This window comes from Phycisphaeraceae bacterium, from assembly GCA_015709595.1.
In the GTDB taxonomy this organism is placed as follows: Bacteria; Planctomycetota; Phycisphaerae; order Phycisphaerales; family SM1A02; genus CAADGA01.
Genome location: CP054178.1, coordinates 486,823 through 509,884, shown reverse-complemented (window position 1 = coordinate 509,884; position 23,062 = coordinate 486,823). Strand labels below are relative to the sequence as shown.

Annotated in this window: 14 protein-coding genes and 1 pseudogene; 11 read left to right on the top strand and 4 right to left on the bottom strand. The window is 67.8% G+C overall.

All coding sequences use genetic code 11. From position 1 onward, the window contains the following. Complete coding sequence (locus HRU76_02255) at positions 1-1,524, top strand: YIP1 family protein (protein ID QOJ16483.1); 1,524 nt, start codon at positions 1-3, stop codon at positions 1,522-1,524. 797 nt (positions 1,525-2,321) lie between these two features. Here the strand turns inward: HRU76_02255 and HRU76_02250 are convergent. Then, on the bottom strand, positions 2,322-3,830 hold the full coding sequence (locus tag HRU76_02250) for a leucyl aminopeptidase family protein (protein QOJ16482.1): 1,509 nt from the start codon (positions 3,828-3,830) through the stop codon (positions 2,322-2,324). An 83-nt stretch (positions 3,831-3,913) separates the two neighbouring features. Here HRU76_02250 and thiE point away from each other — a divergent pair, with 83 nt between their 5' ends. The 3 genes from thiE (at position 3,914) to HRU76_02235 (ending at position 6,977) form a co-directional block, all read left to right on the top strand. After that, entirely contained in the window at positions 3,914-5,041 is a 1,128-nt protein-coding gene (gene thiE, locus HRU76_02245; protein ID QOJ16481.1) for a thiamine phosphate synthase, read from the top strand. Continuing rightward, positions 5,034-6,011: a UbiA family prenyltransferase gene (locus tag HRU76_02240; protein ID QOJ16480.1), complete on the top strand. Its 978-nt coding sequence runs from the start codon at positions 5,034-5,036 to the stop codon at positions 6,009-6,011. Before thiE ends, HRU76_02240 begins: the two co-directional genes overlap by 8 nt. A gap of 75 nt (positions 6,012-6,086) precedes the next feature. Then, positions 6,087-6,977: a hypothetical protein gene (locus HRU76_02235; GenBank protein ID QOJ16479.1), complete on the top strand. Its 891-nt coding sequence runs from the start codon at positions 6,087-6,089 to the stop codon at positions 6,975-6,977. Positions 6,978-7,003: 26 nt separating this feature from the next. Here the strand turns inward: HRU76_02235 and HRU76_02230 are convergent, their stop codons facing one another. Together HRU76_02230 and nuoH are read right to left on the bottom strand one after the other, a co-directional pair. Further along, the gene (locus HRU76_02230; GenBank protein ID QOJ16478.1) at positions 7,004-7,597 is read right to left on the bottom strand and encodes a transferase hexapeptide repeat family protein; all 594 of its coding nucleotides are present in this window, start codon (positions 7,595-7,597) and stop codon (positions 7,004-7,006) included. Positions 7,598-7,624: 27 nt separating this feature from the next. Beyond that, a complete protein-coding gene (gene nuoH, locus HRU76_02225) occupies positions 7,625-8,929 on the bottom strand; it encodes an NADH-quinone oxidoreductase subunit NuoH (GenBank protein ID QOJ16477.1) in 1,305 nt (434 codons plus the stop codon). A gap of 109 nt (positions 8,930-9,038) precedes the next feature. Between nuoH and HRU76_02220 the strand changes: the two genes are divergently transcribed. The 7 genes and pseudogenes from HRU76_02220 to HRU76_02190 all read left to right on the top strand — a co-directional run bounded on the left by HRU76_02220 (position 9,039) and on the right by HRU76_02190 (position 19,995). Continuing rightward, on the top strand, positions 9,039-10,106 hold the full coding sequence (locus tag HRU76_02220) for an MBL fold metallo-hydrolase (GenBank protein ID QOJ16476.1): 1,068 nt from the start codon (positions 9,039-9,041) through the stop codon (positions 10,104-10,106). Positions 10,107-10,216: 110 nt separating this feature from the next. Beyond that, positions 10,217-11,398: a DegT/DnrJ/EryC1/StrS family aminotransferase gene (locus HRU76_02215; GenBank protein QOJ16475.1), complete on the top strand. Its 1,182-nt coding sequence runs from the start codon at positions 10,217-10,219 to the stop codon at positions 11,396-11,398. A 163-nt stretch (positions 11,399-11,561) separates the two neighbouring features. Then, the gene (gene mutS / locus HRU76_02210; GenBank protein QOJ19062.1) at positions 11,562-14,342 is read left to right on the top strand and encodes a DNA mismatch repair protein MutS; all 2,781 of its coding nucleotides are present in this window, start codon (positions 11,562-11,564) and stop codon (positions 14,340-14,342) included. A 114-nt stretch (positions 14,343-14,456) separates the two neighbouring features. After that, positions 14,457-15,872: pseudogene (locus tag HRU76_02205) on the top strand (carbon starvation protein A). A gap of 824 nt (positions 15,873-16,696) precedes the next feature. Beyond that, positions 16,697-17,581 (top strand): sugar ABC transporter permease, encoded by an 885-nt coding sequence (locus HRU76_02200; GenBank protein QOJ16474.1) that lies wholly within the window; start codon positions 16,697-16,699, stop codon positions 17,579-17,581. Next, positions 17,578-18,438, top strand: a complete 861-nt coding sequence (locus tag HRU76_02195; protein ID QOJ16473.1) for a carbohydrate ABC transporter permease — start codon at positions 17,578-17,580, stop codon at positions 18,436-18,438. Before HRU76_02200 ends, HRU76_02195 begins: the two co-directional genes overlap by 4 nt. 126 nt (positions 18,439-18,564) lie before the next feature. Then, entirely contained in the window at positions 18,565-19,995 is a 1,431-nt protein-coding gene (locus HRU76_02190; GenBank protein ID QOJ16472.1) for a sugar ABC transporter substrate-binding protein, read from the top strand. Here HRU76_02190 and HRU76_02185 read toward each other — a convergent pair. Next, positions 19,985-23,035: a hypothetical protein gene (locus HRU76_02185; protein QOJ16471.1), complete on the bottom strand. Its 3,051-nt coding sequence runs from the start codon at positions 23,033-23,035 to the stop codon at positions 19,985-19,987. The genes HRU76_02190 and HRU76_02185 overlap by 11 nt on opposite strands. Positions 23,036-23,062 lie beyond the last annotated feature (27 nt).

Genomic DNA, 23,062 nt, shown 5'->3' with positions numbered 1-23,062 from the left:
ATGCGCTGCCGGCAGTGCGAGTACACACTCTGGAACCTGCCCACCCGGAACTGTCCGGAGTGCGGCGGCGGCTTTCTGCCCAGCGACTACGAGTTCGCGCCCAACGCGGTGCAGTTCTGCTGTCCGCACTGCAATCAGCCCTACTACGGCACGGATGAGAAGGGTCACCTCGTCCCTCGCGCGTTCCAGTGCGTGAAATGCAATGCCCCGGTGGACATGGACCAGATGGTGCTGCGCCCCGCGGCGGGCGTGAAGGACGATGGCGCCATGCGCGACATCCTGCCCTGGCTGGCGCCAGGGCAGCGCGGGTTCGTCGGGCGATGGATGGCCACCATCGGTCGAGCGCTTGTCATGCCGGGTCGCCTGGGGCGGGCCATACCGCCCGAACGGCCCGCCGGTCAGGCGTGGTGGTTCGCCGCGATCACGTCGCTCGTCACCAGCGTCCTTTCGATCGGCCCGATCTGCCTGTTCTTCGGCGGACTAGGACTTTTTGCCGCTGGTGGTGGTGGTGGGGGGGGGGCGGCATTCGCCGGCCCGATGATGGTCGGAATGCTTCTCTTCATGGCGATCGCCTTCGGTGGCACGCTCGTGTTCCTCGGGCTCTGGGGCGTGCTGTCGCACTGGCTGCTCTCCCTGGTCAAGGGCGTCACGCGCCCCATCGGGCACACGTACGCCGCCATCGGCTACGCCTCGGGCGCCAACCTGCTCACCGCCGTGCCCTGCCTGGGGAGCAACGGGCTGGGCGTCATCTGGTGGATCGTCAGCGCGGTGCTGGCGCTCAAGGAAGCACAGCGGACCTCGGGCGGCAAGGCGACCTTCGCAGTCGTCACCCCGCCCGTCGTGATCCTGGGCCTCTTCTTCGCCGCTTACATGGCCCTGGTCTTTTCGGCCATGACGTTCTCGCGGCAGATGGTGGTGACCGCCGGGCCCGTCGTCACCTACGCCACGCCCGTCGCCCAGGCCCAGAGCATGACGACGCGACTGATCGCCCACGCGGGGCGCAACGGCGGCGCCGCGCCGGCGCACGGCCTGATGCTGCTGGATTCCGCCACGACCCCCGTGCCCGTGTGGCCGAGCGACTTCATCGCGCAGGCCACCGCCACGGACCTGATCGACATCTGGATGCCCGATCCCGCCACGGGCGCCTCCACGACGCTCGACGAGTACTTCACGCTTCCGCCCATTGACCGGGCCAACATCAGCATCGCGGTGCGCACCATCCTTCCGCCCGGCACGCCGGCCCATCGCGTCGGCGACTTTGTCTTCACCACGGGCGGGCTGTCGATTCCGTCGCCCGACCCGGAGTTGTGGCTGCTGGTGATGTGCGACGACCCGGACCTGGTCACCAGTCTGCCCGCGCTGGATCCCGTCGCCATCGGACTGGCTGACGGCCGCGTGATCGCCGTTCCCCGCAGCGAGATGACGGAGCGTCTGTCGCGTCAGAACCAGTTGCGCGAGTCGCTCGGTCTCCCCGTGCTGCCCGATCCGCTCACGGTGAGGCAGTTCCGCCCGGGGACGCCCTGACCAGTTCTTGCGGAATCATGCGTGCTCATCGCCGCACGAGTTGTCTTCGGCGCACGATCAGACCCAGAAGACCGGCTGCGCCAAGCAAGGCGGCGGGCGGAACAGGGACGATGTGGCCTTCCAGAACGAAGGCCATGTTGTTGGTCGACTCGGCGCCGTCGAAGTACTGCCAGTTGGTGCGGAAGGCGTCGGTGGTGAAGGCCCCGCCGTCGTCGCCGGGCTGGTTGGCGAAGACGGTGCCGGCGGAAGCCGGTGTTGCGGCGGCCGCACCGATAAGAAGAAGCGTCCGATCCGGGTGAGACGACGCATCACTGATTCTCCTGTTCTCCGTGGTTGCACCCTTCAGGGCCAGCGAGGCCCCATCAGTGATGTTCCGCGATGTTGCGGGTTGTCGTGGATCATCCCAATGCCGGATTCCATCGGGTTTCCACCTGACACTGGCGGCAGGTCAGGTCGCGGCCGACTTGCGACGCCCAACCGGTTTTCCGATGTGCCCGAACAGCCCAGATTCACAGAATCATCGCCCAGTGTGAACGGGCTGCCCGAGGTCAGAATCAAGAGATGAGATCGGCTTCCAGAAGCGGCGCGAGGCCGATCGTCCTTGAAATTGGTAAATGCCCGTATGAGAGGGATGGCTCGACCAGTTTTCGTCGATCAACAGCGTTCGCCCACGGGTGAGCCCGGTTGCTGGTGGGGCATTGGTGTGAGATACGTCGATGAGGTCGATGGACTGACCGGTGTGCACCAGTGGCGCAGAACCAAGACCGGTCAGGTTCCGAGTTGCCGTCGAACCAACGTCACCCCCACCCCGCCACCCACTCCGTCACCAGCCGCACGCCGTACCCTGTTGGTCCCGTCACGAACAGGTCCGTGTCCGACTCCACCGCGCTGGTTCCCGCGATGTCAATGTGGGCCCAGGGGGTCTTCTCATCCACGAAGAAAGACAGGAACGCCGCGCCCTGGATGGGGTGGCCGTCGCGCTTGGGACCGCTGTTCCAGAGGTCGGCGTGCTTGGCACGCATGAAGTCGCGGTGCTCGCTCCACAGGGGCAGGGACCAGACGCGTTCGCCCGATCGGTCGGCGGCCTGCTCCAGCGCGCTGCGCAGGGCGGCGTCGTTGCAGAACAGCCCGGCGCACCATGAGCCAAGCGCCACCACCACACCGCCCGTCAGCGTGGCCAGGTCCACGATGGCGGCGGGCTTGTATGTGCGGCAGCAGTATGACAGGGCGTCGGCCAGGATCAGCCGACCTTCCGCGTCGGTGTTGGTCACCTCCACCGTCACGCCGTTGTGCATGGTGATGATGTCATCCGGGCGGTAGGAATCCGCGCTGACCATGTTCTCAGCACAGGGGAGCAGGGCCACCACGCGCACGGGCAGATTCATCGACGCGATGGCGTGCATGGCGCCGAGCACCGCCATGCCGCCGTTCTTGTCGTACTTCATGCCCTTCATGCCGTTGTTGATCTTGAGGGAGTAGCCGCCCGTGTCGTAGGTCATGGTCTTGCCGACGAGGGCGAGCGTGACGCCCTTGGCCCTGGGGCTGATGCGCTTGGGCGCGTGTTCCAGGATGATGAGGCAGGGCTTGGCGTCGCTGCCCTTGCCCACGTTGACCAGCCCGCCCATGCCCAGTTTCCGGGCCTCGGCGTAGCCGATGACCTTGCACTTCAAACCCGTGGAGCGGGCCAGTTTGCGGGCCTCTCCGGCGACGAATGCAGGCGTGCAAATGTTGGGCGGAGCGGCGGCCAGGCGGCGGGCGTAGTTGGTGGACTGGGCCAGTTGCAGACCGCGGGCGATGCCGCGCGTGCGTGCGGCGTCGATGCCGGCGATGGAAAGCGGACCGCGGGCCGGGGTGCGGTTCGTCGCCTTGCCGTCGAACTGATCCACGCGGAAGTTGGCCAGCGCCATGCCCTCGGCGATGCAGCGGGCGGTCTGCTGAGGGTCGGCATCACGACCGCTGACGGGGTCGATGGCCATCGTGATCTCGCGGATATCCATGCGATCAAGCGCCCGCACCAGCCCAGCGCCGATGCGGCGGAAGGTCGCGTCCGTCAGCGATTCCCGCTTGCCCAGCCCCACGAGCAGCACATGCTCGCCTGCGGCGATGGTCTCGCCGGGATCGGCCTTGAAGCCGGGCGCGCGAAGCGCCTGGGCCGCGGCGTCTCGATCCGCCCGACTCAGCGACGAGGGCAGCGCGAGGCGGACGGCGGGCGTCGAACCATTCGCACCCAGCCCATCGGCAAGGATGCCGAGGACGAGGTGGGCGTGACGGAGGGGCTTTGAGGCGAGGCGGATCGATGCGAACACGCGGCGGCTCCTGGACAGGCGGGGCGGGAGTGTAGAACCTCTCCGGGGCCAAGTCGGCGGTGGGTCGCCGCGTAGGATCACGCATGTTCGACGTGCTGCGAATCCTCGATGCCAACGCCAACCGGGCCCGCGAGGCGCTGCGCGTGATGGAGGAGGCGGCTCGCTTCGTGCTGAACGACGCCGACCTGACGGAGTCGCTCAAGCACCTGCGGCACGACCTGGTCACGCTCCTGCTGCGATTCGACACGCTTCCCTTCTGGCGCGACGTGAAGGGTGACGTGGGAACCGACCTGACCACGCCGCGCGAGGCGGCACGCGAGGGCGTGGCCGACGTGGCGTCCGCGGCGGGGGCGCGGCTCAGCGAGGCCCTTCGCGTCATGGAGGAGTACGGCAAGGTGGTCGATCCCGCCTTCGCCGCGGGCGTCGAGCGGCTGCGGTACCGCGGGTACGAGCTGGACCAGCGACTCAACGCCCGGTTGAGCGGCGGGCGGGCGCGGGGTTGGCGGCTATGCCTGCTGCTGACGGAAGCGCTCTGCGTCAACGGCTGGCGCGCGACGCTGGAGGCCGCCCTGCGCGGCGGGGCGGATTGCGTGCAGGTGCGGGAGAAGGACATGGCGGACGCCGCGCTGCTGGCGAGGGTGCGGGAGGTCGTCGCGATTTGCCGGGGATTCACCCTTGGCGCAGAGGGCCGGCACGGTGCAACGGTGATCGTGAACGATCGACCCGACATCGCCCTGCTGGCGGGCGCGGATGGGGTCCACCTGGGCCAGAACGACCTGCCGTGCCGCGAGGCGCGGAAACTGGTCGGCCGGCGATTGCTGATCGGCGTGAGCACTTCGCGGATCGAGGAAGCGCGGCGGGCTCTTGAGGATGGTGCGGACTACTGCGGCGTGGGCCCGATGTTCCCCACGACCACCAAGCACAAGGAGCACCTCGCAGGCCCGGCCTACCTGCGCGAGTACCTGGCGTGGGACAGGTTGCCGGGCCTGGCGATCGGTGGGATCACGCCGAGCCATGTCGCCACGCTTGTGGATGTCGCGGCGAGCGTGGACAAGGCGGGATGCACGTCGTGGGGCGTCGCGGTCAGCAGCGCGATCTGCGGCGCGGATGACGCGGAAGCGGCGACGCGCGCGATTCGGCGCGGGCTGGAGTGTGACCGGACTTCGTCAGGGCGGGTGCAATCAGGCGCGGAGTACGCCGGTCATGGGTGAGTCGTCGCTCTCGATGCCGGCCCGTTCGCTTGGGGGGGTGCTGCGAGAGATCGCGGCGGACATCAAGATCGCGCACAGTATCTTCGCACTGCCCTTCGCGCTGCTGGGAGCCGTCATGGCCGCGGCGCCGGCGGGAGGCGGCATCGAGTGGCGGCGCTTCGCCGGCCAGGCGGCGCTGGTGATCGGGGCGATGGTCTGCGCTCGAACCGTGGCGATGCTGGCCAACCGCTACCTCGACCGGGAGATCGACGCGCGCAATCCGCGCACACAGGGGCGGGCGATCCCCGCCGGGCGACTTTCGGCAGGCAGCGTGCAGGCGGCGATCATCGCCTTCGGGGCGGCCTTCTTGCTGGTCTGCTCGGGCTTCGGCGCGTGGTTCGGCAACTGGTGGCCGCTCGTGCTGGGGTTGCCCGTGCTGGCGTGGATCAGCGCCTACGGATGGCTCAAGCGATTCACGTCACTGTGCCACCTCTACCTGGGATCGTCGCTGGCCATTTCACCCCTGGCGGCGGCCATAGCGGTTGATCCCACGGCGGTGGGGCTGGGAGGGGTGCTGGCGGGAGCATCGGGGGGAGGGGGAGTGCAGCCGGGCCTGTTCCTGCTCTGCGGCATGGTGCTCTGCTGGGTGGCCGGGTTTGACATCATCTACGCGCTGCAGGATGTGGCGGTCGATCGGGCGCAGGGGCTGCACTCCATCCCCAGCCGGCTGGGCATCGGCCGCGCGATGTGGGTCAGCCGCGGGCTGCATGCGGCGTCCGTGCTCTGCCTCGGCGGGTTGCTGGCGGTGGATGACCGGCTCGGCGTGGTGTTTGCGGCGGGTGTGGCGCTGGTCCTGGCGCTGCTGATCTACGAACATGCCACGGTGGCCCGCTGGGGGACGACTCGCCTGGCGCTGGCGTTCTTCGCGCTCAACGGATTTGTCTCATGCGTGGTGGGCGGACTGGGCGTCGCCGACGTGCTGGCATCGTGACCGGCGGCGACGCTCCTATCATGCCAAGCGTCACGGGGTTGCGTTGTCGCGCCCTTTTCGCGTGGGAGAACCGCCATGAAGAAGATCCTTCGGCTCGTGCTGGTGCTGGTCATTCTGCTCATCGCCGCAGTGGGCGTCGGTTTTCTGTACATCGACTCCATCGCCAAGCACGGCATTGAGAAGGGGGGCACGTACGCCCTGGGCGTTCAAACCACGCTTGACAGCGCGGATGTGGGCGTCTTCGACGGCACCTTCGCCATGAGCGGGCTGAAGGTCGCCAACCCCGCCGGCTTCAAGTCCGACGCCTTCATGTCCCTGGGCGAGGGCGGCGTGAGCGTCTCCTTCGGCTCGCTGCGGCAGGAGGTGGTCGAACTGCCCACGCTCACGCTCAGTACGCTGACGGTCAACCTGGAGAACAAGGACGGCAAGGCCAATTACCAGACCATCATGGACAATCTCAAGCGGTTCGAGTCCACCGAACCGGCGGAGGAGGGCAAGCGGTTCGTCATCCGCGAAGTGCTGATCCGTGATGTCGCCATCAACGTCGAGGTGCTGCCGCTTGGAGGCGCCCTCTCCACGGTGACGGTGCCCATCAAGGAAATCTCGATGAAGAACGTGGGCGAGAGCGGCGTGGGCAAGAGTGGCCTCACGCTGGGCGAACTCGCTGGCCTCATTGTGAAAACCGTGTTCGCCGCGGCGATTCAGAATGGCAGGAACCTGATTCCCGGCGACGTCCTCAACGGCCTGGGCGAGGGGCTCAAGGGGCTGGAAGGACTTGGCAACGTCGCGGTATCCGTCGGGGGCGAGGCCATGAAGCAGGTGGACTCGCTCTTCAAGGGCGCGGCCGGCGAACTGAATAAGGTCGGCGAAGGCCTCAAGGGCGTCGGCGAAGGGTTGGGAGAGGGGCTGAAGGGCGTGGGCGACGGCCTGGGCGGCCTGCTCGGAGGCGACAAGAAGAATAACTGAGCAGCGTGGTCGTCCGCGCGGCCGCCTCACTGCTGGTGCTTGGGCTTGTATCCGATGGGCGGCAGGACGGGGCGATCCGTTGTCATCGAGCGAAGCGGCTCGCACTCGCGCATCGTCGCCAGGTATCGACGGGCGAGTTCCTGGTAGACCTTCGTGCCCTCGGTCTTCCACGCGATCTCGTCGGCGGAAAGCTCGCGAATCACCTTGGCCGGAACGCCCGCCGCGAGCGAGCGCGGCGGAATGATCGTTTCCGCCTTGACGAACGCCATGGCGCCGATGAACGACTCCTCGCCGATCACCGCGTCATCCATGATGACGGCGTTCATGCCGACGAGCGCGTTGCGCCCCACGGTGCAGCCGTGCAGCACCGCCCCGTGCCCCACGTGCCCCTGCTCGTGAATGGTCACCGATTTGCCGGGGAAGACGTGTACCGTGCAGTTGTCCTGCACGTTGCTGCCCGCATGCATGACGATGCGGCCGATGTCGCCCCGCAGCGACGCCCCCGGCCCGACGAGGCAGCCGGGACCGATGATGACATCGCCGATCACCGACGCCGTGGGGTGCACGAACGCGGTGGGGTCGATGACGGGGCGGACGCCTTCGAACTGGTAGATGGGCATGAAAACTCCGCGCGATCGCCCACCGGCTCAATGCATCGACACCGTCCCCGACGACCGTCCGGGCGTCGGGCTGTCGGTCAGTGCGATGGGGTGCGTCGGCCGCGTGTCCACATCCGCATCGCGCAGCGGGCTGAAGCGGCTGCCGATCATGGGGATGCGGCGGTTGGGCTCCGGCTGCCTGGGCATCATCGGGTGGATCAGCCAGATGAACACGATCGTCGCCAGCGACGCCAGCCACATCCACGGCGTGGCGCCGGCGTATACCATGAACGAGGTCACCAGCAGGATCAGCAGGCCCGTGGGAATCATGCCCTCCCACGCCAGCCGCATGAGCTGATCGAAGCGGAATCGCGGCAGCGTCCACCGCAGCGCCATCGTGAACGAGATCACCAGGAAGATCTTGAACGCGATGATGCCGAACTGCGCCAGGATCAGCAGGATGCCGCCGTCATTGGGCAGGTCCGGGCCGATTCCCAGCGGGTTGAGCGACCAGCCGCCCAGGAACAGGATCACGAAGAACGCGCTGCCTGTGATCATGTGGGCGTACTCGGCGAGGAAGAACATGGCGAACTTCATCGACGAGTACTCGGTGTGGTAGCCGCCCACCAGTTCGCTCTCCGCCTCGGCCAGGTCGAAGGGGGCGCGGTTGTTCTCCGCCAGCATGCAGGTGTAGAACAGCACCGCCGCGATGGGCTGGTGCAGCAGGAACCACATGCCATCCACCTGCTGGCGGACGATCTCGCCCGGCATCACCGTGCCCGCCAGCAGCACGATGCACAGGATGGCCAGCCCCATGGGAATCTCGTACGACACCATCTGCGCGCTGGCCCGCAGCGCGCCGAGGAAGGAGTACTTGCTGTTGCTCGCCCACCCGCCCAGCACCACGCCGTACACCCCCAGCGAGGCCACCGCGATCAGGTAGATCAGTCCGATGTTGACATCCGCGGCGACGATCGACACCTTTTCACCCGCCACGCCCAGCGTGTCGGCCAGCCCGAAGGGGAGCGAAGAAAGGTCCAGCGTGCCGCCCCACGGAATGACCGCGAAGCCGATCAGCGCCGGGATGATGACGAGGCAGGGGGCCAGCAGAAACAGCACGCGGTCGGCCCCGCGGGGGAAGAACTCCTCCTTCAGGATGAACTTCAGCCCGTCGGCGAGCGGCTGCAGCAGCCCCATCGGCCCCACGCGGTTGGGCCCCACGCGGTCCTGAATCCACGCGCTGAGCTTGCGCTCCAGCATGATCAGGTAGGCGCACGCGCCCAGCATCAGGTGAATTACCGTGAGGATGACGATGACCGACGTGACAAGCTGCGGGGTGATGAACTCTGGCATGGGCCCACGAGTGTAGGACGGGGGGCGGCGGGGTGGGAAGCAGTGTTCCATCGCGGTTCGTGAGAGTGCGCGGCACAGTCCCACGCCCGCCAACGGATACCATCGCCCCATGTCCATCACCTGGTCATGGCGACTGCTCCGCGCGGGTTCGTTTCGCCTCGATGGCGGCGGCATGTTCGGCGTCGTCCCCAAAGTCCTCTGGTCGAAGATGGTCGATCCGGACGATCGCAACCGCATCCCGCTGCAGACGAACTGTCTGTTGCTGGAGGGGCCGGTGAGGGGGGAGAGCCGTCAGCCGTCAGCCAGCAGCCAACAGCCAACAGCCAGGAGCCACCAGCGACCAGCGGAGGGGAGTCCCGCCGCACCGGACCGACAACCGACAACCGTCCACCGACAACCCATCCGCGTCCTCATCGAAACCGGCTTCGGCGACAAGTGGTCGGACAAGGACCGCGACATCTTCGCCATCGAGCGGCGAACCGTGGTCGATGCCCTCGCCGAGGTCGGCGTGACGCCCGAACAGATCGACCTCGTCATCGTCTCGCACCTGCACTTCGATCACGCGGCGGGGTTGACGCAGGTGGGGGAAGGCACTGGGCATCAGGCACTGGGAAATGGGAAGTCGGGCGCCAGTGGCACAGGTGTCAGTGGGGCAGGCGTCTCGTCTGCCATCGTTCCCACCTTCCCCAACGCCCGCATCGTCGTCCAGCGACGGGAATGGGAAGACGCCCTCGACAACCGCTCCACGATGACGAAGACCTACCTGCGCGACCATCTCGACCCCATCGCTGACCGGGTCATTCTCGTGGATGGTGAAACTGAGATCGACGATCGAATCCCCGGCATTCCCAGGGGCGTGGGCGGCATCACCGTCTGGCCCCTGCCGGGCCATACGTGGGGGCAACAGGGCATCCGCTTCCATGACGCGGGGGGCGTCGTGGCATTCGTGGGCGACGTGATTCCGACCATCAACCACGTCGGTCTCGCGTTCTCGATCGGCTACGACATGGAACCCTGGACGAACATGCAGACCAAGCGGGCCCTGCTGGATCGAGCGTGCCGCGAGGGTTGGCGCCTGGCCCTGGACCACGAGCCGGGGCCGCACCCGGTGGTGCGGGTGGCGGCCCACCCCGATCGGAAGGGGCAATGGGTGCTGGAGGCGGCGGCGTCGCCTTGACCGACCGATGCGTTCGGACCAACCCCCAGCCCGGAATACCATTGGCGCCATTGTCAACTCGAGCGGCCGTGATCTCACGCCGCTCCCGGATTCCGCTTGTGACCACACCCGTGAACGTCCCTCTCCTGGATCTCAAGGCCCAGTACGCCGCAATCAGGCACGAGATCGAGCCGGCGATCGCCTCGATCCTGGAGTCGCAATACTTCGTGCTCGGTCCCACGGTGCAGCGCTTCGAGCAGGAGGTGGCGTCGTGGCTGGGGGCGAAACACGCCATCGGGTGTGCGTCCGGCGGTGACGCGCTGCTGCTGCCGCTGATGGCCCTGGGCATCGGGCACGGCGACGAGGTCATCTGCCCCACGTTCACGTTCTTCGCCACGGCGGGAACAATCGCACGAACCGGGGCGACGCCGGTGTTCGCCGACATCGACCTCGCCACGTACAACCTCTGCCCCCGGTCGCTTCGGGAGAAGGCCTCGCGATGCCGCAACCTCAAGGCCATCATGCCCGTGCATCTGTACGGGCAGAGCGCGGACATGGTCGCGATCCAGCAGGTCGCGGATGAACTGGGCGTGCCGGTCATCGAGGACGCGGCCCAGGCCATCGGCACGCTCGACCAGCAGGGGCGGCGGATCGGCGCCTCCTCGCGCCTTCACGGCTGGTCGTGCTACCCGACGAAGAACCTGGGCGCATTCGGCGACGCGGGATTCGTGACCACCAACGACGATGGACTGGCCGACGTGATCCGCCGCCTGCGGGTTCACGGCGGCAAGGACCGATACTACCACGACCTGATCGGCATGAACTCGCGACTGGACGCCCTGCAGGCCGCGGTGCTGAGCGTGAAGCTGCGGCACCTGGAGTCATGGAACGAACGTCGCCGCCGGCACGCCGCGCGGTATGACGCCGCCTTCGCCGCCGCCGGAGCCAGGAGCAGCGCCGAGGGCTGGTCCGCGGGCGGCCTGCCCCTGCGTTTCCCGCACGTCCGCCAGACGCGGGCGCATCACGCCTATCACCAGTACGTGATTCGCGTGCCTGCGTCCCTGCGCGACGCGCTTCGGAAGCACCTCACCGAGCGCGCGATCGGCAACGAGGTGTTCTACCCACTGCCGCTCCACCTGCAGGAGTGCTTCGCGCCGCTGGGCGGAAAGCCGGGCGACCTGCCCCAGGCCGAGGCCGCTGCGAGGGAGGTGATCGCCCTGCCCATCTATCCCGAACTCACCGACGCGCAGGTCGATCACGTGGCGGGCACCATCGTGGCCTTCGTGGAGCAGCACGCAGCGGCGGCGGTGTGAGACGGCGCGGTCGGGTGGCGCGGATCGCCGAACGTCCCGCCGGAGGCGGTAGAATGCCCGCGTGACGATGGCACCCGCCAGCATGCGACCCCCTCTGTCCAAGGCCCGCTCGTCCGCGGGCGCGGGCGACTTCGCCGCTGGGCCGTTGTCGCCCGAGGCGCGGCTGACCCCCGCCATGCGCCAGTACGAGCGCTTCAAGAAGCAGCACCCCGAGTGCGTGCTCTTCTTCCGCATGGGCGACTTCTACGAGATGTTCTTCGACGATGCGATCCTTTGCCATCGCGTGCTGGGGATCACGCTCACCGAGCGCACCAAGGGCGTGCCCATGGCGGGCGTGCCTTTCCACAGCGTGGAGGGCTACCTGCGGCGCATGATCGAGCAGGGCCACCGGGTCGCGGTGTGCGAGCAGATCGAGGATCCGAAACTTGCCAAAGGCGTGGTCGAGCGGGCTGTGACGCGCGTGCTCACGCCCGGCACGCTTGTCGATGAGACGCTGCTGGACGAGTCCCGTCCCAACCAGGTCGCGGCCATCCTCTTCACCGGCGCCGGCGACGACGCCCCCGCCGTGCTGGCGATGGCGGAACTCTCCACCGGCTCGTTCACGCTGCACGACCTGCCCGCCGACCGCGTCGCCGACGAGGTCGCGCGGCTGGCGCCCAGCGAGGTGCTGTACGTCGAGACGGCGACGGGTCAGCCGCCCCCGCGCGTGGCGCGGCTGCGCGAGGCGGCCCCCTGCGCGCTGACCCCCCGGCCCGCGTGGACGTTCCGTCCCGCGGAAGCGCGGGAGACGCTCTTCGGGCACTTCGGCGTGGCCACGCTGACGGGCTTCGGGCTCAGCGACGACGACGCGGCGATCGGCCCCGCCGGCGCGCTGCTCCGCTACCTGCGCGAGACGCAGGTGGGACACCTCTCGGGAGAGGCCCGCTCCTCCGACGCCGACACCGCCAGCATTCGCCGCCCGACACGCGCGGGAGGCGATGCGGTCTCCACCCCCGCGCTGGCCCACCTGCGCCCGCCCCGGCGCGAACGGGCGGACGACTTCGTGATCATCGACGCCACGTCGCTGCGCGCCCTGGAGATCGAGCGCACCCTGCGCACGGGCGGCGTGGATGGCTCGCTGCTCGCCACCCTGCAGCACTGCCGCAGCCCCATGGGCAAGCGGCTGCTGCGGCAATGGCTGTGCTTCCCCATCCGCGACCTGGCGCGTCTGCGCCGCCGACAGCGGGCCGTGGGGGCGTTCGTTCAGGATCGTGACCTCGCGGAGCAGCTCTCGCAGCGGCTCTCGAACGTGCAGGATGTGGCCCGCATCGCCGGGCGGCTCTCGACGGGACGCGCCACGCCCCGCGACCTGACCGCGCTGGGCCGCTCCGTGGCCGTGATCGCCTCGGTCAACGAGTCGCTGGCCGGGCATCCCGCGTTCGACTACGAATCGAAGCGGCTCAGCGACCTCGCCGCCCGTCTTGTGCCGCTGGCCGACCGCATCGGCTCGATGTGCGTGGACGCGCCGCCCGGCCATCTGCGCGAAGGCGGGCTCTTCCGTGACGGCGTGGACGCGGAGCTCGACGAGTGCCGCCTGCTGCAGCGCGACGGGCATACGTTCCTCGCCCGCTATCAGAAGGAGCTGATCGACCAGACGGGCATCGCCTCGCTGAAGGTCGGCTTCAACAAGGTGTTCGGCTACTACATCGAGGTCAGTCACGCCAATACCCGCCGCGTGCCTGACACGTTCTCGCGCAAGCAGACGCTCAAGAACGCCGAGCGCTACATCACGCCGCAGCTCAAGGAGTTCGAGGAGAAGATCACCACCGCCGAAGCCCGCGCCATCGAGCGCGAGCAGCAGCTCTTCGACCAGTTGTGCCGCGAGGCGCTGGATCGCGTGAATGACCTGACGGGTTACGCCGACCTGATCGCGCGGCTGGACGTGCTGCTGTGCTTCGCCGAGGTGGCGACGCGCTATCGCTACGTGAAGCCGGAACTGGTCGAGGCGCCGGTCCTTTCGATCACGCAGGGACGCCACCCCGTGCTGGACCGGATTCTGGCCGACCGCTTCGTGCCCAACGACTGCGAGTTGGGGGAGATTCGTCATCCGTCATCCGTCAGCCCGCAGCCGGAGGGGGATTCGATCCAGGAGCCGGGAGCCGCAAGCCACCTGCCAACGGCCTCACTCGCCCTCATCACCGGCCCCAACATGGCGGGCAAGTCCACGTACATCCGCCAGGTGGCGCTCATCGTGCTGTTGGCGCACACGGGGTCTTTCGTGCCCGCCGAGGCGGCGACCATCGGGCTGGCCGACCGCATCTTCACCCGCATCGGGGCGCAGGACGAACTGCACGCCGGGCAGTCCACGTTCATGGTGGAGATGACGGAGACGGCCAACATCCTGCATCACGCCACGCCACGCAGCATGGTCATCCTCGACGAGATCGGGCGGGGCACCTCCACCCTCGACGGGCTGTCGCTGGCGTGGGCCATCGCCGAGACGCTGGCGGGCGTGGGCTGCCGCACGCTCTTCGCCACGCACTACCACGAACTCACCGCACTGGCCGAGCGTCTGCCCGCGGTGTGCAACCTGCACGTGGCGGTGCGCGAGTGGGGGGCGCCGGGGCACGAAGAGATTGTCTTCCTGCACCGCATCCTGCCGGGGCGGACGGACCGGTCGTACGGCATCCACGTGGCCCGCATCGCGGGGTTGCCCAGCGCCACGGTGGAGCGCGCCCAGGCGGTGCTGGACACGCTGGCGGTGCAGACCGAGCATGCCCCCGTGCCCGAGGCCGCCGCGCCCCGCACCACCCCTGCCGGGGCGCAGCTCTCCCTCTTCACCGAGTATGTCGATCACCCCGTGGTGCGCGACCTCAGGGCGCTCGACTTGACCTCCCTGACGCCCATGCAGGCGTTCGATGTGCTGAGGAAGTTGCAGCACCAGGCGACCGCCAAGGGGGCTTGAAGAGCGGACCGGAATCCCGTAGGGTGACCTCCGCGTCGACGCATGCGGGCATGTCCTGTGCGGCCGGTCGACGGATGACCCGGCCGCCGGCGCCGACCGGAGAGTTCCCCCGGCATGGGCACGCTTCTCATCGCCATCGGCGCCTTCGTCGGCTACCTGATCGCCTATCACACGTACGGCCGGTGGCTCAGCCGCCGCATCTTCGGGCTTCGGGCCGACGCCCCGGTGCCCAGCGTGGCGCTCAACGACGACCGGGACTACGTGCCCACGAAAAAGTCGATCGTCTTCGGCCATCACTTCACGTCGATCGCGGGGACGGGGCCGATCGTCGGTCCGGCCATCGCCGTCATCTGGGGCTGGCTGCCTGCGCTGCTGTGGGTGTTCTTCGGGTCGATCCTCATCGGCGCGGTGCACGACCTCGGCTCGCTGGTCGTGTCGATGCGCAGCCGGGGGCAGACGGTGGGCGATATCGCGGGCCGCGTGCTCAACCCGCGGGCGCGGCTGCTGTTCCTGACCATCCTGTTCCTCGGGCTGACGATCGTGCTGGCGATCTTCGGGCTGGTGATCTCGGCGGTCTTCCGGGCGTACCCGGCGGCGATCTTCCCCTGCGTGGTGCAGATTCCCATCGCCGTGGCGATCGGCGTGTACCTGCACCGCAAGGGCGCGAACCTGCTCATCCCGTCGATCCTCGCGCTCATCGTCATGTACCTGACCGTCATCTTCGGCGATCAGAACACGCTGGTCGGCGTGGCCTTCTTCGATGAAACCATCGGCGGCGCCTTGCACGCCTTCAACACCGCGCTGGCGGGCTGGCCGGTGATGGCGTGGGTGATCGCGCTGCTGGTGTATTCGTACATCGCCTCGGTGCTGCCGGTGTGGGTGCTGCTGCAGCCGCGCGACTACATCAACTCGCTGCAGCTCCTCAGCGCGCTGGGGCTGCTGGTGGTGGGTCTGTGCGTGGCGGCGTTCGCGGGGGGCGCGCCGCCGGTGGAAGGGGCGGTTCGCCCGCCCCTGGAACTGGTTGCGCCGGTGTGGAACGTCGATCCCGCAGGCGCGCCCATGCTCTTTCCGTTCCTCTTCATAACCATCGCGTGCGGGGCAATCAGCGGCTTCCACTGCCTTGTGAGTTCCGGCACGTCGAGCAAGCAGATCGCATGCGAGACGGACGCCCAGTTCGTCGGTTACGGGTCGATGCTGACGGAAGGGTACCTGGCGGTGCTGGTGATCCTGGCGTGCGCCGCGGGGCTGGGGTTGGGCGTTTTCGCAGCAGATGGGACGCCGTCGCTGACCGGGACGGAGGCGTTTGACGCGCGGTATGCGTCATGGACCGCCGCGGGGGGGCTTCGCGCCATGGTCGGCGCCTTCGTCGATGGCAGCGCCAACTTCCTCACCGCGATGGGCATTCCGCGCGGCGTGGCCATCGCCCTGATGGGCGTGCTGGTGGCCTCGTTCGCGGGCACCACCCTCGACACCGCCTGCCGCCTGCAGCGGTACGTCATCCAGGAACTGGCGGCCACGTTCGCTCCGCGCATTTCGCCCACGGCCTGCGCCGCGTGCGGCTACGACCTGTCGTTCAACGTGAGCGGCGCGTGCCCGGAGTGCGGGCAAACGGTCCACAGTGAGGCGATTCCGAGTGAGCCGCAACCGGACAATGAGCCGCGACCGTCAGGGAGCGGTCCGATCGACGCGGGAGAAACCGCTCCCTCACGGGCGCGGTTCACGTCGCGCGATGGCTTGCGTTTCACTGAGCGAGGCCATGTCGTTCACGCACGCTCGCCCCTCGCTGGAAACCCCCTCGTGTGGCTCACCAACAAGCATGCCGCCACGATGCTCGCCGTGGTGCTGGCCGCCGTGCTGGCCGCCATTCCGCCCGCGGGGCAGTCGTGGTCATGGGCCAACGCGGGCCAGGGCGGGCTGCTGCTCTGGCCCATGTTCGGGGCGACCAATCAACTGCTCGGCGGGCTGGCGTTCCTGGTGATCGCCTTCTGGCTTCGCCGCCGCCGCTTACCCGTCTGGTTCATCATCCCGCCCATGATCTTCATGCTCATCATGCCGGGGTGGGCGATGGTGTGGCAGTTGTTCATCTCCAACCCGGGCGATCAGCCGGGATGGATCAACGCGGCCAGCCCCAACTGGGCGCTGGTGGCGATGGGCCTCGCCACGCTGGCGATCGAGGCGTGGATGATCGTGGAGGCGGCCCTGCTCTGGCCGCGCGTGTTCGGAAGGCCCGAGCCGGCCTTGCCGCCGGTGCCGGGCGCGGCGGGGGCGCCGGGGGCGGGGTGACAGGTGAGCATGGAGGGCTCCCCGCCCACCAGCGGTCTGTCCAATGTCGATGTTTCCGGTATCCTGCCACCATGCTCGACCGGCCCAGCCGCAGCGCGTGGGGGTTCATCGCGTTTCCGCTGGCGGTGGTCTTTCTCTTCACGGCCATGCCCACGGCGGCGGGCGTGGTTCTGTCGTTCTTCGAGTGGGCGGGGGGCGGCTCGCCGCGCTTCGTGGGGCTGGAGAACTACCGGGCGCTCTTCTCGGGGGAGACCTTCGGTCCCGCGCTGCGCAACACGCTGCTCTTCGCGGTGCTGTCGGTGCCCATCACGGTGCTGGTGGCGTTCGGCTTCGCGGTGGTGCTCAACGCCTCGTGGTTTCGCGGGCGCACGCTGGCCCGCACACTGCTGTTTCTGCCCACGATCATCTCGATCGTGGCGATCGGCTTCATCTGGCGCTGGGTGCTGGACCCGGGTCAGTCCGGGCTGCTCAACGCGCTGCTGGCGTGGCTGGGCGTGATGGATGAGCCGATCGACTGGCTGGGCAACTCGCCGCGGGCGATGGGAGTCATCATCGCGATTTCGATCTGGCGCGGGCTGGGTTTTTCGATCGTGCTGTATCTCGCCGCCCTGTCGAACGTGCCGCGCTCACTGTACGAGGCGGCGGCCGTGGACGGGGCGGGGCCCTGGCAGACCACCTGGCACATCGCGTGGCCGGGCGTAAGACCGATGACGGCGTTCCTGCTCATCACCGGCATGATCGGCGCGATGCAGATCTTCGACCTGCCGATGGTGATGATCGGCACCATTGAGCAGCCGTGGACGGATGTGCTGAACGTGTATCTCTATCGCGAGTTCACGCAGAGCCGCCTGGGCTTCGCCGCGGCGATCGGCGTGTGCATTCTGCTGCTGACGCTGGCGGTGACGCTGGCGCAGATGTGGCGGGGGCGGGGTGAGAGGGGGGGCGTGTTCGGATGAGCGCGCTGCACCGCCCTAACCTGCTGCTTCGACTGCTCGCCTGCTGCATGGTGTGGCTTGCTGCTCTCACGATGATCCTGCCCTTTGTGTGGATGGTGCTGACGGCGCTCAAGACCAACGAGGAAGCCGTGGGGGGGGCAGAGGATGCGGGAGGCGGCGGGATCACGCTCCTGCCCGAGGTCTGGCAGTGGGGCAACTTCGCCGAGGCGTGGCGCATCGCGCACCTGGGAGACTACTACCTCAACTCGCTCATCGTGGCGGCGGTGACCACGGTGCTGGCCGGCATCCATAACGCGCTGGCGGGCTTCGCCTTCGCCAAGCTGCGGTTCCGGGGTCGGAAGGTGATGTTCCTGGGGCTGCTCATCACCATGATGCTGCCCTTTCAGGTGTCGTTCATCTTCGCGTACCTGCTCTGCGCGTGGCTGGGGTTCATCGACAACCTGCAGGCATTGATCGTGCCGTTTCTGGCGAGCGCGTTCGGAATTTTCTATATGCGTCAGGCGGTGATGAGCGTGCCGGATGATCTGCTGGATGCGGGGCGCCTTGACGGCTTCACCGACTTCGAGCTCTTCCGTCACCTGGTGTTGCCGTCGATCCGCCCCGCGGTGGCGGCGCTGGCGATCTTCACCTTCATGGGGTCGTGGAACTCGTTCTTCTGGCCCCTCGTCGTGATCGACTCGAACGACCTCTTCACGCTGCCGCTGGCGGTGAGCGCCCTGTCGAGCCGGCTGTACACGGAGTCGTGGCCGATCCAGATGGCCGCGGCGACCATCATCACGCTGCCGGTGCTGGTGGTGTTCCTGGTGTTCCAGCGGGCGTTCGTCGAAGGTGTCACGCTGACGGGGGTGAAAGGGTGAGGCGTGAGTTGAGTTCTGAGTTGCGAGTTCCGAGTTCCGAGTCCTGTCTCCTGTTTTCTGACTTTTGTCTTCTGACCTCTGCCCTCTCCCCCTCTGCGTCTTCCGCGCCTCTGCGGTGAATCCCCCATGCGGTCCAGCCATCTCACCATCCTGTTGATCGCCGCGGTCACGCTCATCGTGGCGACGCCCCGCCGCGTGGTTCCGCTTGCTTCGCGGGAACTCACGATGGCGGTGTGGGGCATGCCGTTCGAAGACCTGCTCTTCCGCGACCGTTACGCGCGCGGGTTCGAGGAACTGCACCCCGGCTGGCGGGTGCGCTACCAGCGGTTCGTCTCCGCCGGGCTGATCCCCAAGTACCAGTCGTGGCACTTCGCGCGGCGCGGGGCGGATGTGCTGCGGCTGCCGATCACCAACTACCACGCGATGGTGGAACTGGGCTTGATCGAGCCGCTTGACCGCTTCATCAACGACCCCGAGGTCGGGCTTTCGTCTGAGGAGCGGGCTGATTTCTTCCCCCACGTGTATTCGCTGCTGGACGTGGACGGCTCGGTGCACGCGCTGCCCTCGGACAACGCCCAGATGGGGCTGTTCTATCACCGCGATGTGTTCGATGCCTACAACGCCGCCCACCCGAACGAGCCCATTTCCTACCCCGATTCATCATGGACGTGGGATGACCTCCGCCGCGTCGCCCGGTTGATGACTGAACGAAGTGGAGATGGCCGCGTGGTGCGGCATGGGGTGGTCTTCGACCTGTGGGCGTGGCCGTACCTGGCGTTCCTGCGGCAGGCGGGCGGGGCGATCTGGGATGAAACGGGCACGACGTGCCTGATCGACTCGCCAGAAGGCGTCGAGGCGATGGAACTGGTGAAGGAACTGGCATCCTCCACGGCGCCGATCCGCTCGCTGGAGACTGCCGAGCCGGCGGTCGGCCCCGTGCAGTTGTTCATGCAGGGCCGGGCGGCGATCCTGCTGGACGGCTGCTGGCGCGTGCCGAGCATCGACAAGGAGATGCCGGGTCTGAATTACGCCGTGGCGCCCCTGCCGCGCCACCGTCAGCGGGCGGTGGTGAGCGGCGCAGTGCTGTGGGCCATCAACGCGCACAGCGAGCACAAGGAGCAGGCGTGGGCAATGATCAAATGGATGACCAGCCGCGAGGGCTCGCTGCTTTACTGGGACGCCCTGCGCGTAGCCCCGCCCGCGCGCGTGAGCGTGCTGACCGACCCGGCCTTTCGCGCAACCAGCGGGCTGACCGATGATGACGGGCGCGTGTGGGTGCCCCCGCTCAAGCCCGAGGACTTCGACCGCAAGGCGGCATGGCTGCTGGCGACGATCACGCCTGAGGGCAGCGGCCCAGGAAGCAGCGGCGACATTCCCGGCTTCGTGCCCGTCGGCCCCTATCAGCAGGAACTGGAGAGCCAGATCGCCCGCGCCATGGTGCAGGTGGTGCGCGGCGAGAAAGCCCCGACAGACGCCGTGCGCGATGCGGCCCGGTCCGTGCACGACACGATCGACCGCGATCGGCGGGCGAAGGGGCTGGCGGCGATCACGCGGTGATCGTGTATGGGCGCGTCACGTCGATCGGGAGTGCGGCGTTCGGCGAACTGCCATCGCTTGCCAGCCACTCGACCACTTGGTGCAGCAGCCACTGCCCCGCAGGGTCGTGATGGTCGAGCGAACTCACAGCCAACACGCCATCGCCCACGCGCGTCGTGAAGAGCATGTCGAAGAACGTGAGTTCCTTGGCGTCGTGGGTGTAGACCAGCCGGACGATGGGATCGACGTGCTTGAGCAGTCCGAGTTTCCCGACCGGAATGACGCGGGCGTAGGTGCGTGTCAGGTCCATGCCGAGCAGGTCGATGATCCAGTCGGAGTCGCCGGGTTGGAGGGGGGAGGAGGAACCCTCACCCAGCCCTTTCCTCTCGGGAGAGGGTTTGGAGAGGATGGCAGGCGAGACGCCTGCCCCACTGACGCCAATGCCACTGACGCCTGTGCCACTGATGTCCGCACCACTGACGCCAATGCCACTGGGTTCGGAGTCGATCACCAGGGGGCACTGGCCGAAGAGCCATTGGTACTCCGTGCCCAGCCCGCCGGGGGCCTTGGAGGCGAGGAGCAGGACGCGGCCGCCGCGCTCGAGGAAGTGGAGGAGTGCGTGGGTGAGACGATGCGTCACGATCATCCGCGCGTCGGTGGGGATCGACTCATCCGGCCGCCAGGGCAAGGCGTCGGGCACAAGGACCGCGGAGTCGGGCAGGCGGTTGATCCAGGTCTTCACGGGCAGGCCGAAGCCGCGCGAGTAGCCCTTCTCCAGCGGGTCCGGTTCCGCGTCCCGCGGCTCGAAGGGCAGCCCGTCGAGGCGGTACGTGGCTGGGGGAAGCGGCGGCGGTGGGGGGAACACCCACAGGTCCCAGTCGTTGCGGCGGCCTTCGGGGGTTGAGACGACCAGCGTGACACGTGTGGGGCGATCAACGATGGGCATCGTGAGCATGACCATCACCGCGCCGACCTCGCCCCGGCGCGCGGTGAGGCGACCGACGTTCGTGTTCGCCCGCATCGAGTCGTTCTCACCAAGCGAGCCACGACCGTGAGGGAGTGGTTGGTCCACCGCTCCCTGACGGTCACGGCTCACTTCAGAGGGGTCGCAGCTCACTTTGGAGGCGATGTCGATCGCTTCCGATGCTGGTTTCAGCATCACCCCCACTGTCGTGTCAATGTCCCGCGGCGAGAAGTTGGCGATCATCACCCGCACGTCCACACGCTCGCCGGACATGAACGACCGCCGCTCGTCCGGTGTGGCGAGCAGCAGCGGGGCATCGCACAGCCAGCCGCGCGTCTGCTGGGGCGTGAAGCGCCAGCGGCCAACCGCGTCCAGAAAGCCGCACGAGCAGGGTGGCACATCGATCAGGTGGTTTGTCACCAGACCGGCGTGATTCGGGTAGCGGCGGAAGAGCTCGATCTGGAACTTGCGCCCCAGCAGGTGGTGGCGATCGGCCTGGCGGCGAAAACGCTCCAGCGTGTCGCGCCCCCAGCGTTCGATGACCTGCTGCTCGAAGTCCATGCCGCTTTCGGCCATCGACGGCAGCGACCAGCGCAGCGACTGATCCACCGCGGCGTGAATGGCCTCGAAGTCGGGCCACGAATGGAACAGCACCGTCTCACCCATGATGAAGGGCTTGGCGGGCAGTTCGGCGAGCTTCTCCTGCAGGTCGCGCAGGTACGTCACCCAGCGGTTGTTGTTGTCGTAGGTGTGCTCATCGTACAGGTCGGTCTGGTCCGGGTCCGACCAGGCGAAGCTGGCGGTCTGCACCTGAAGCAGGGTGTCCGGCAGCATGGCCCGCGCCGTCCGCCACCACCACGAGGCGACGTCGGGGTGAAACGTGGGGTGTTCGCAGGTCGCGCTGACGAGCACGATCGACGGGTGGTTGCGGTCGCGTCGGAGGAACTCGCCGTACAGGCGCTGGTACTCCGCCACGTTGTCATCCGTCATCGGCGCGTGCCAGTTGGGGTGCTCCTGCCAGAGCAGCATGCCCGTCTCATCCGCGATCTCGTAAAAATGGCGCGGCGGATACCACATGCACAGACACACCGCATTGAATCCCAGCTTCTTGAGGTGGATGAACTCATCACGCACCTGCTGCGGCGTGGGGGCGGGGGCGAGATGCTTCGGCTCGTGCCCCCAGTGCAGGATGCCGCGGATGTGGAGCGGCGTATCGTTGAGCAGCACGCGCGTGCCGCGCACTTCGACGGTGCGGAAGCCGAAACGGACGATGTGCGTGTCGGCAGCGCCGGATTCGTCCTCCAGCGACACGGTCGCGGTGTAGAGCGAGGGGGTGTCCGGCGACCAGTGCTCGACGGGTCCGATGATCGTCGTTGCTTCGATCCTCCTGGGTGGGAGGACGCCACCGTCGGACGGCGCGACGCTCCGAGTCGCGTGTTCTCCGCTCGCAAAGCGTGCCACGACCTCGCCGCGCGGGTCACGGATTTCAGCGACCAGTCGTCCATCGGCCGCGCCATCCGCCAGTTCAGCCGTGACCGACACCCGCCCGGTGCGTGCGTCGGCGCGCACGCTCACTCCATTGGGCCGGGCGAAGCACGCGCCGGAGCCGATGATCGACACGTCACCCCAGATCCCGCCGTGGTGGATCGAGAGCATGTCGTGGAAGCCCTTGGTGATGTGGCCGAGCATCTCATCGACGCGGGCGACCACGTCGATCGTCCGCCCCGGTCCGGCATGGGTTGAGAGGTCGAACTCGATGGGAATCCAGTCGCCTTCGTGACGTCCGAGATGGTGTCCGTTCACCCACACGTCGATGGCGGTGGCGACGGACTCGAAGCGGATGCGCGTTCGCGGGTGCGACCAGTCGTCGGGCAATGTGACCCGCTTGAGGTACCACCCGAGGTAGTGGTAGTGTTCGCCGAGGACGTGCTGCCACGCCCCCGGAACCGTCGCGGCGTGGCACTGAGCCGGCGAAAGGAACTCATCGGGCGATTTGTGCCACCCCTCCGCCAGCCCGACGTTGCCATGATCGGAGCGCAGTAGCCACTCGCCGTTCAGCGGGAGCGAGCGTGACGCGTTGAGCATTGGGGGCGACATGCGGGCAACGATATGGAGGGTGAGGGG

Coding starts and splice junctions, on each gene's coding strand:
- HRU76_02255 (QOJ16483.1), top strand. CDS start 1: ATGCGCTGCCGGCAGTGCGAGTACACACTCTGGAACCTGCCCACCCGG.
- thiE (QOJ16481.1), top strand. CDS start 3,914: ATGTTCGACGTGCTGCGAATCCTCGATGCCAACGCCAACCGGGCCCGC.
- HRU76_02240 (QOJ16480.1), top strand. CDS start 5,034: ATGGGTGAGTCGTCGCTCTCGATGCCGGCCCGTTCGCTTGGGGGGGTG.
- HRU76_02235 (QOJ16479.1), top strand. CDS start 6,087: ATGAAGAAGATCCTTCGGCTCGTGCTGGTGCTGGTCATTCTGCTCATC.
- HRU76_02230 (QOJ16478.1), bottom strand. CDS start 7,597: ATGCCCATCTACCAGTTCGAAGGCGTCCGCCCCGTCATCGACCCCACC.
- nuoH (QOJ16477.1), bottom strand. CDS start 8,929: ATGCCAGAGTTCATCACCCCGCAGCTTGTCACGTCGGTCATCGTCATC.
- HRU76_02220 (QOJ16476.1), top strand. CDS start 9,039: ATGTCCATCACCTGGTCATGGCGACTGCTCCGCGCGGGTTCGTTTCGC.
- HRU76_02200 (QOJ16474.1), top strand. CDS start 16,697: ATGCTCGACCGGCCCAGCCGCAGCGCGTGGGGGTTCATCGCGTTTCCG.
- HRU76_02195 (QOJ16473.1), top strand. CDS start 17,578: ATGAGCGCGCTGCACCGCCCTAACCTGCTGCTTCGACTGCTCGCCTGC.
- HRU76_02190 (QOJ16472.1), top strand. CDS start 18,565: ATGCGGTCCAGCCATCTCACCATCCTGTTGATCGCCGCGGTCACGCTC.
- HRU76_02185 (QOJ16471.1), bottom strand. CDS start 23,035: ATGTCGCCCCCAATGCTCAACGCGTCACGCTCGCTCCCGCTGAACGGC.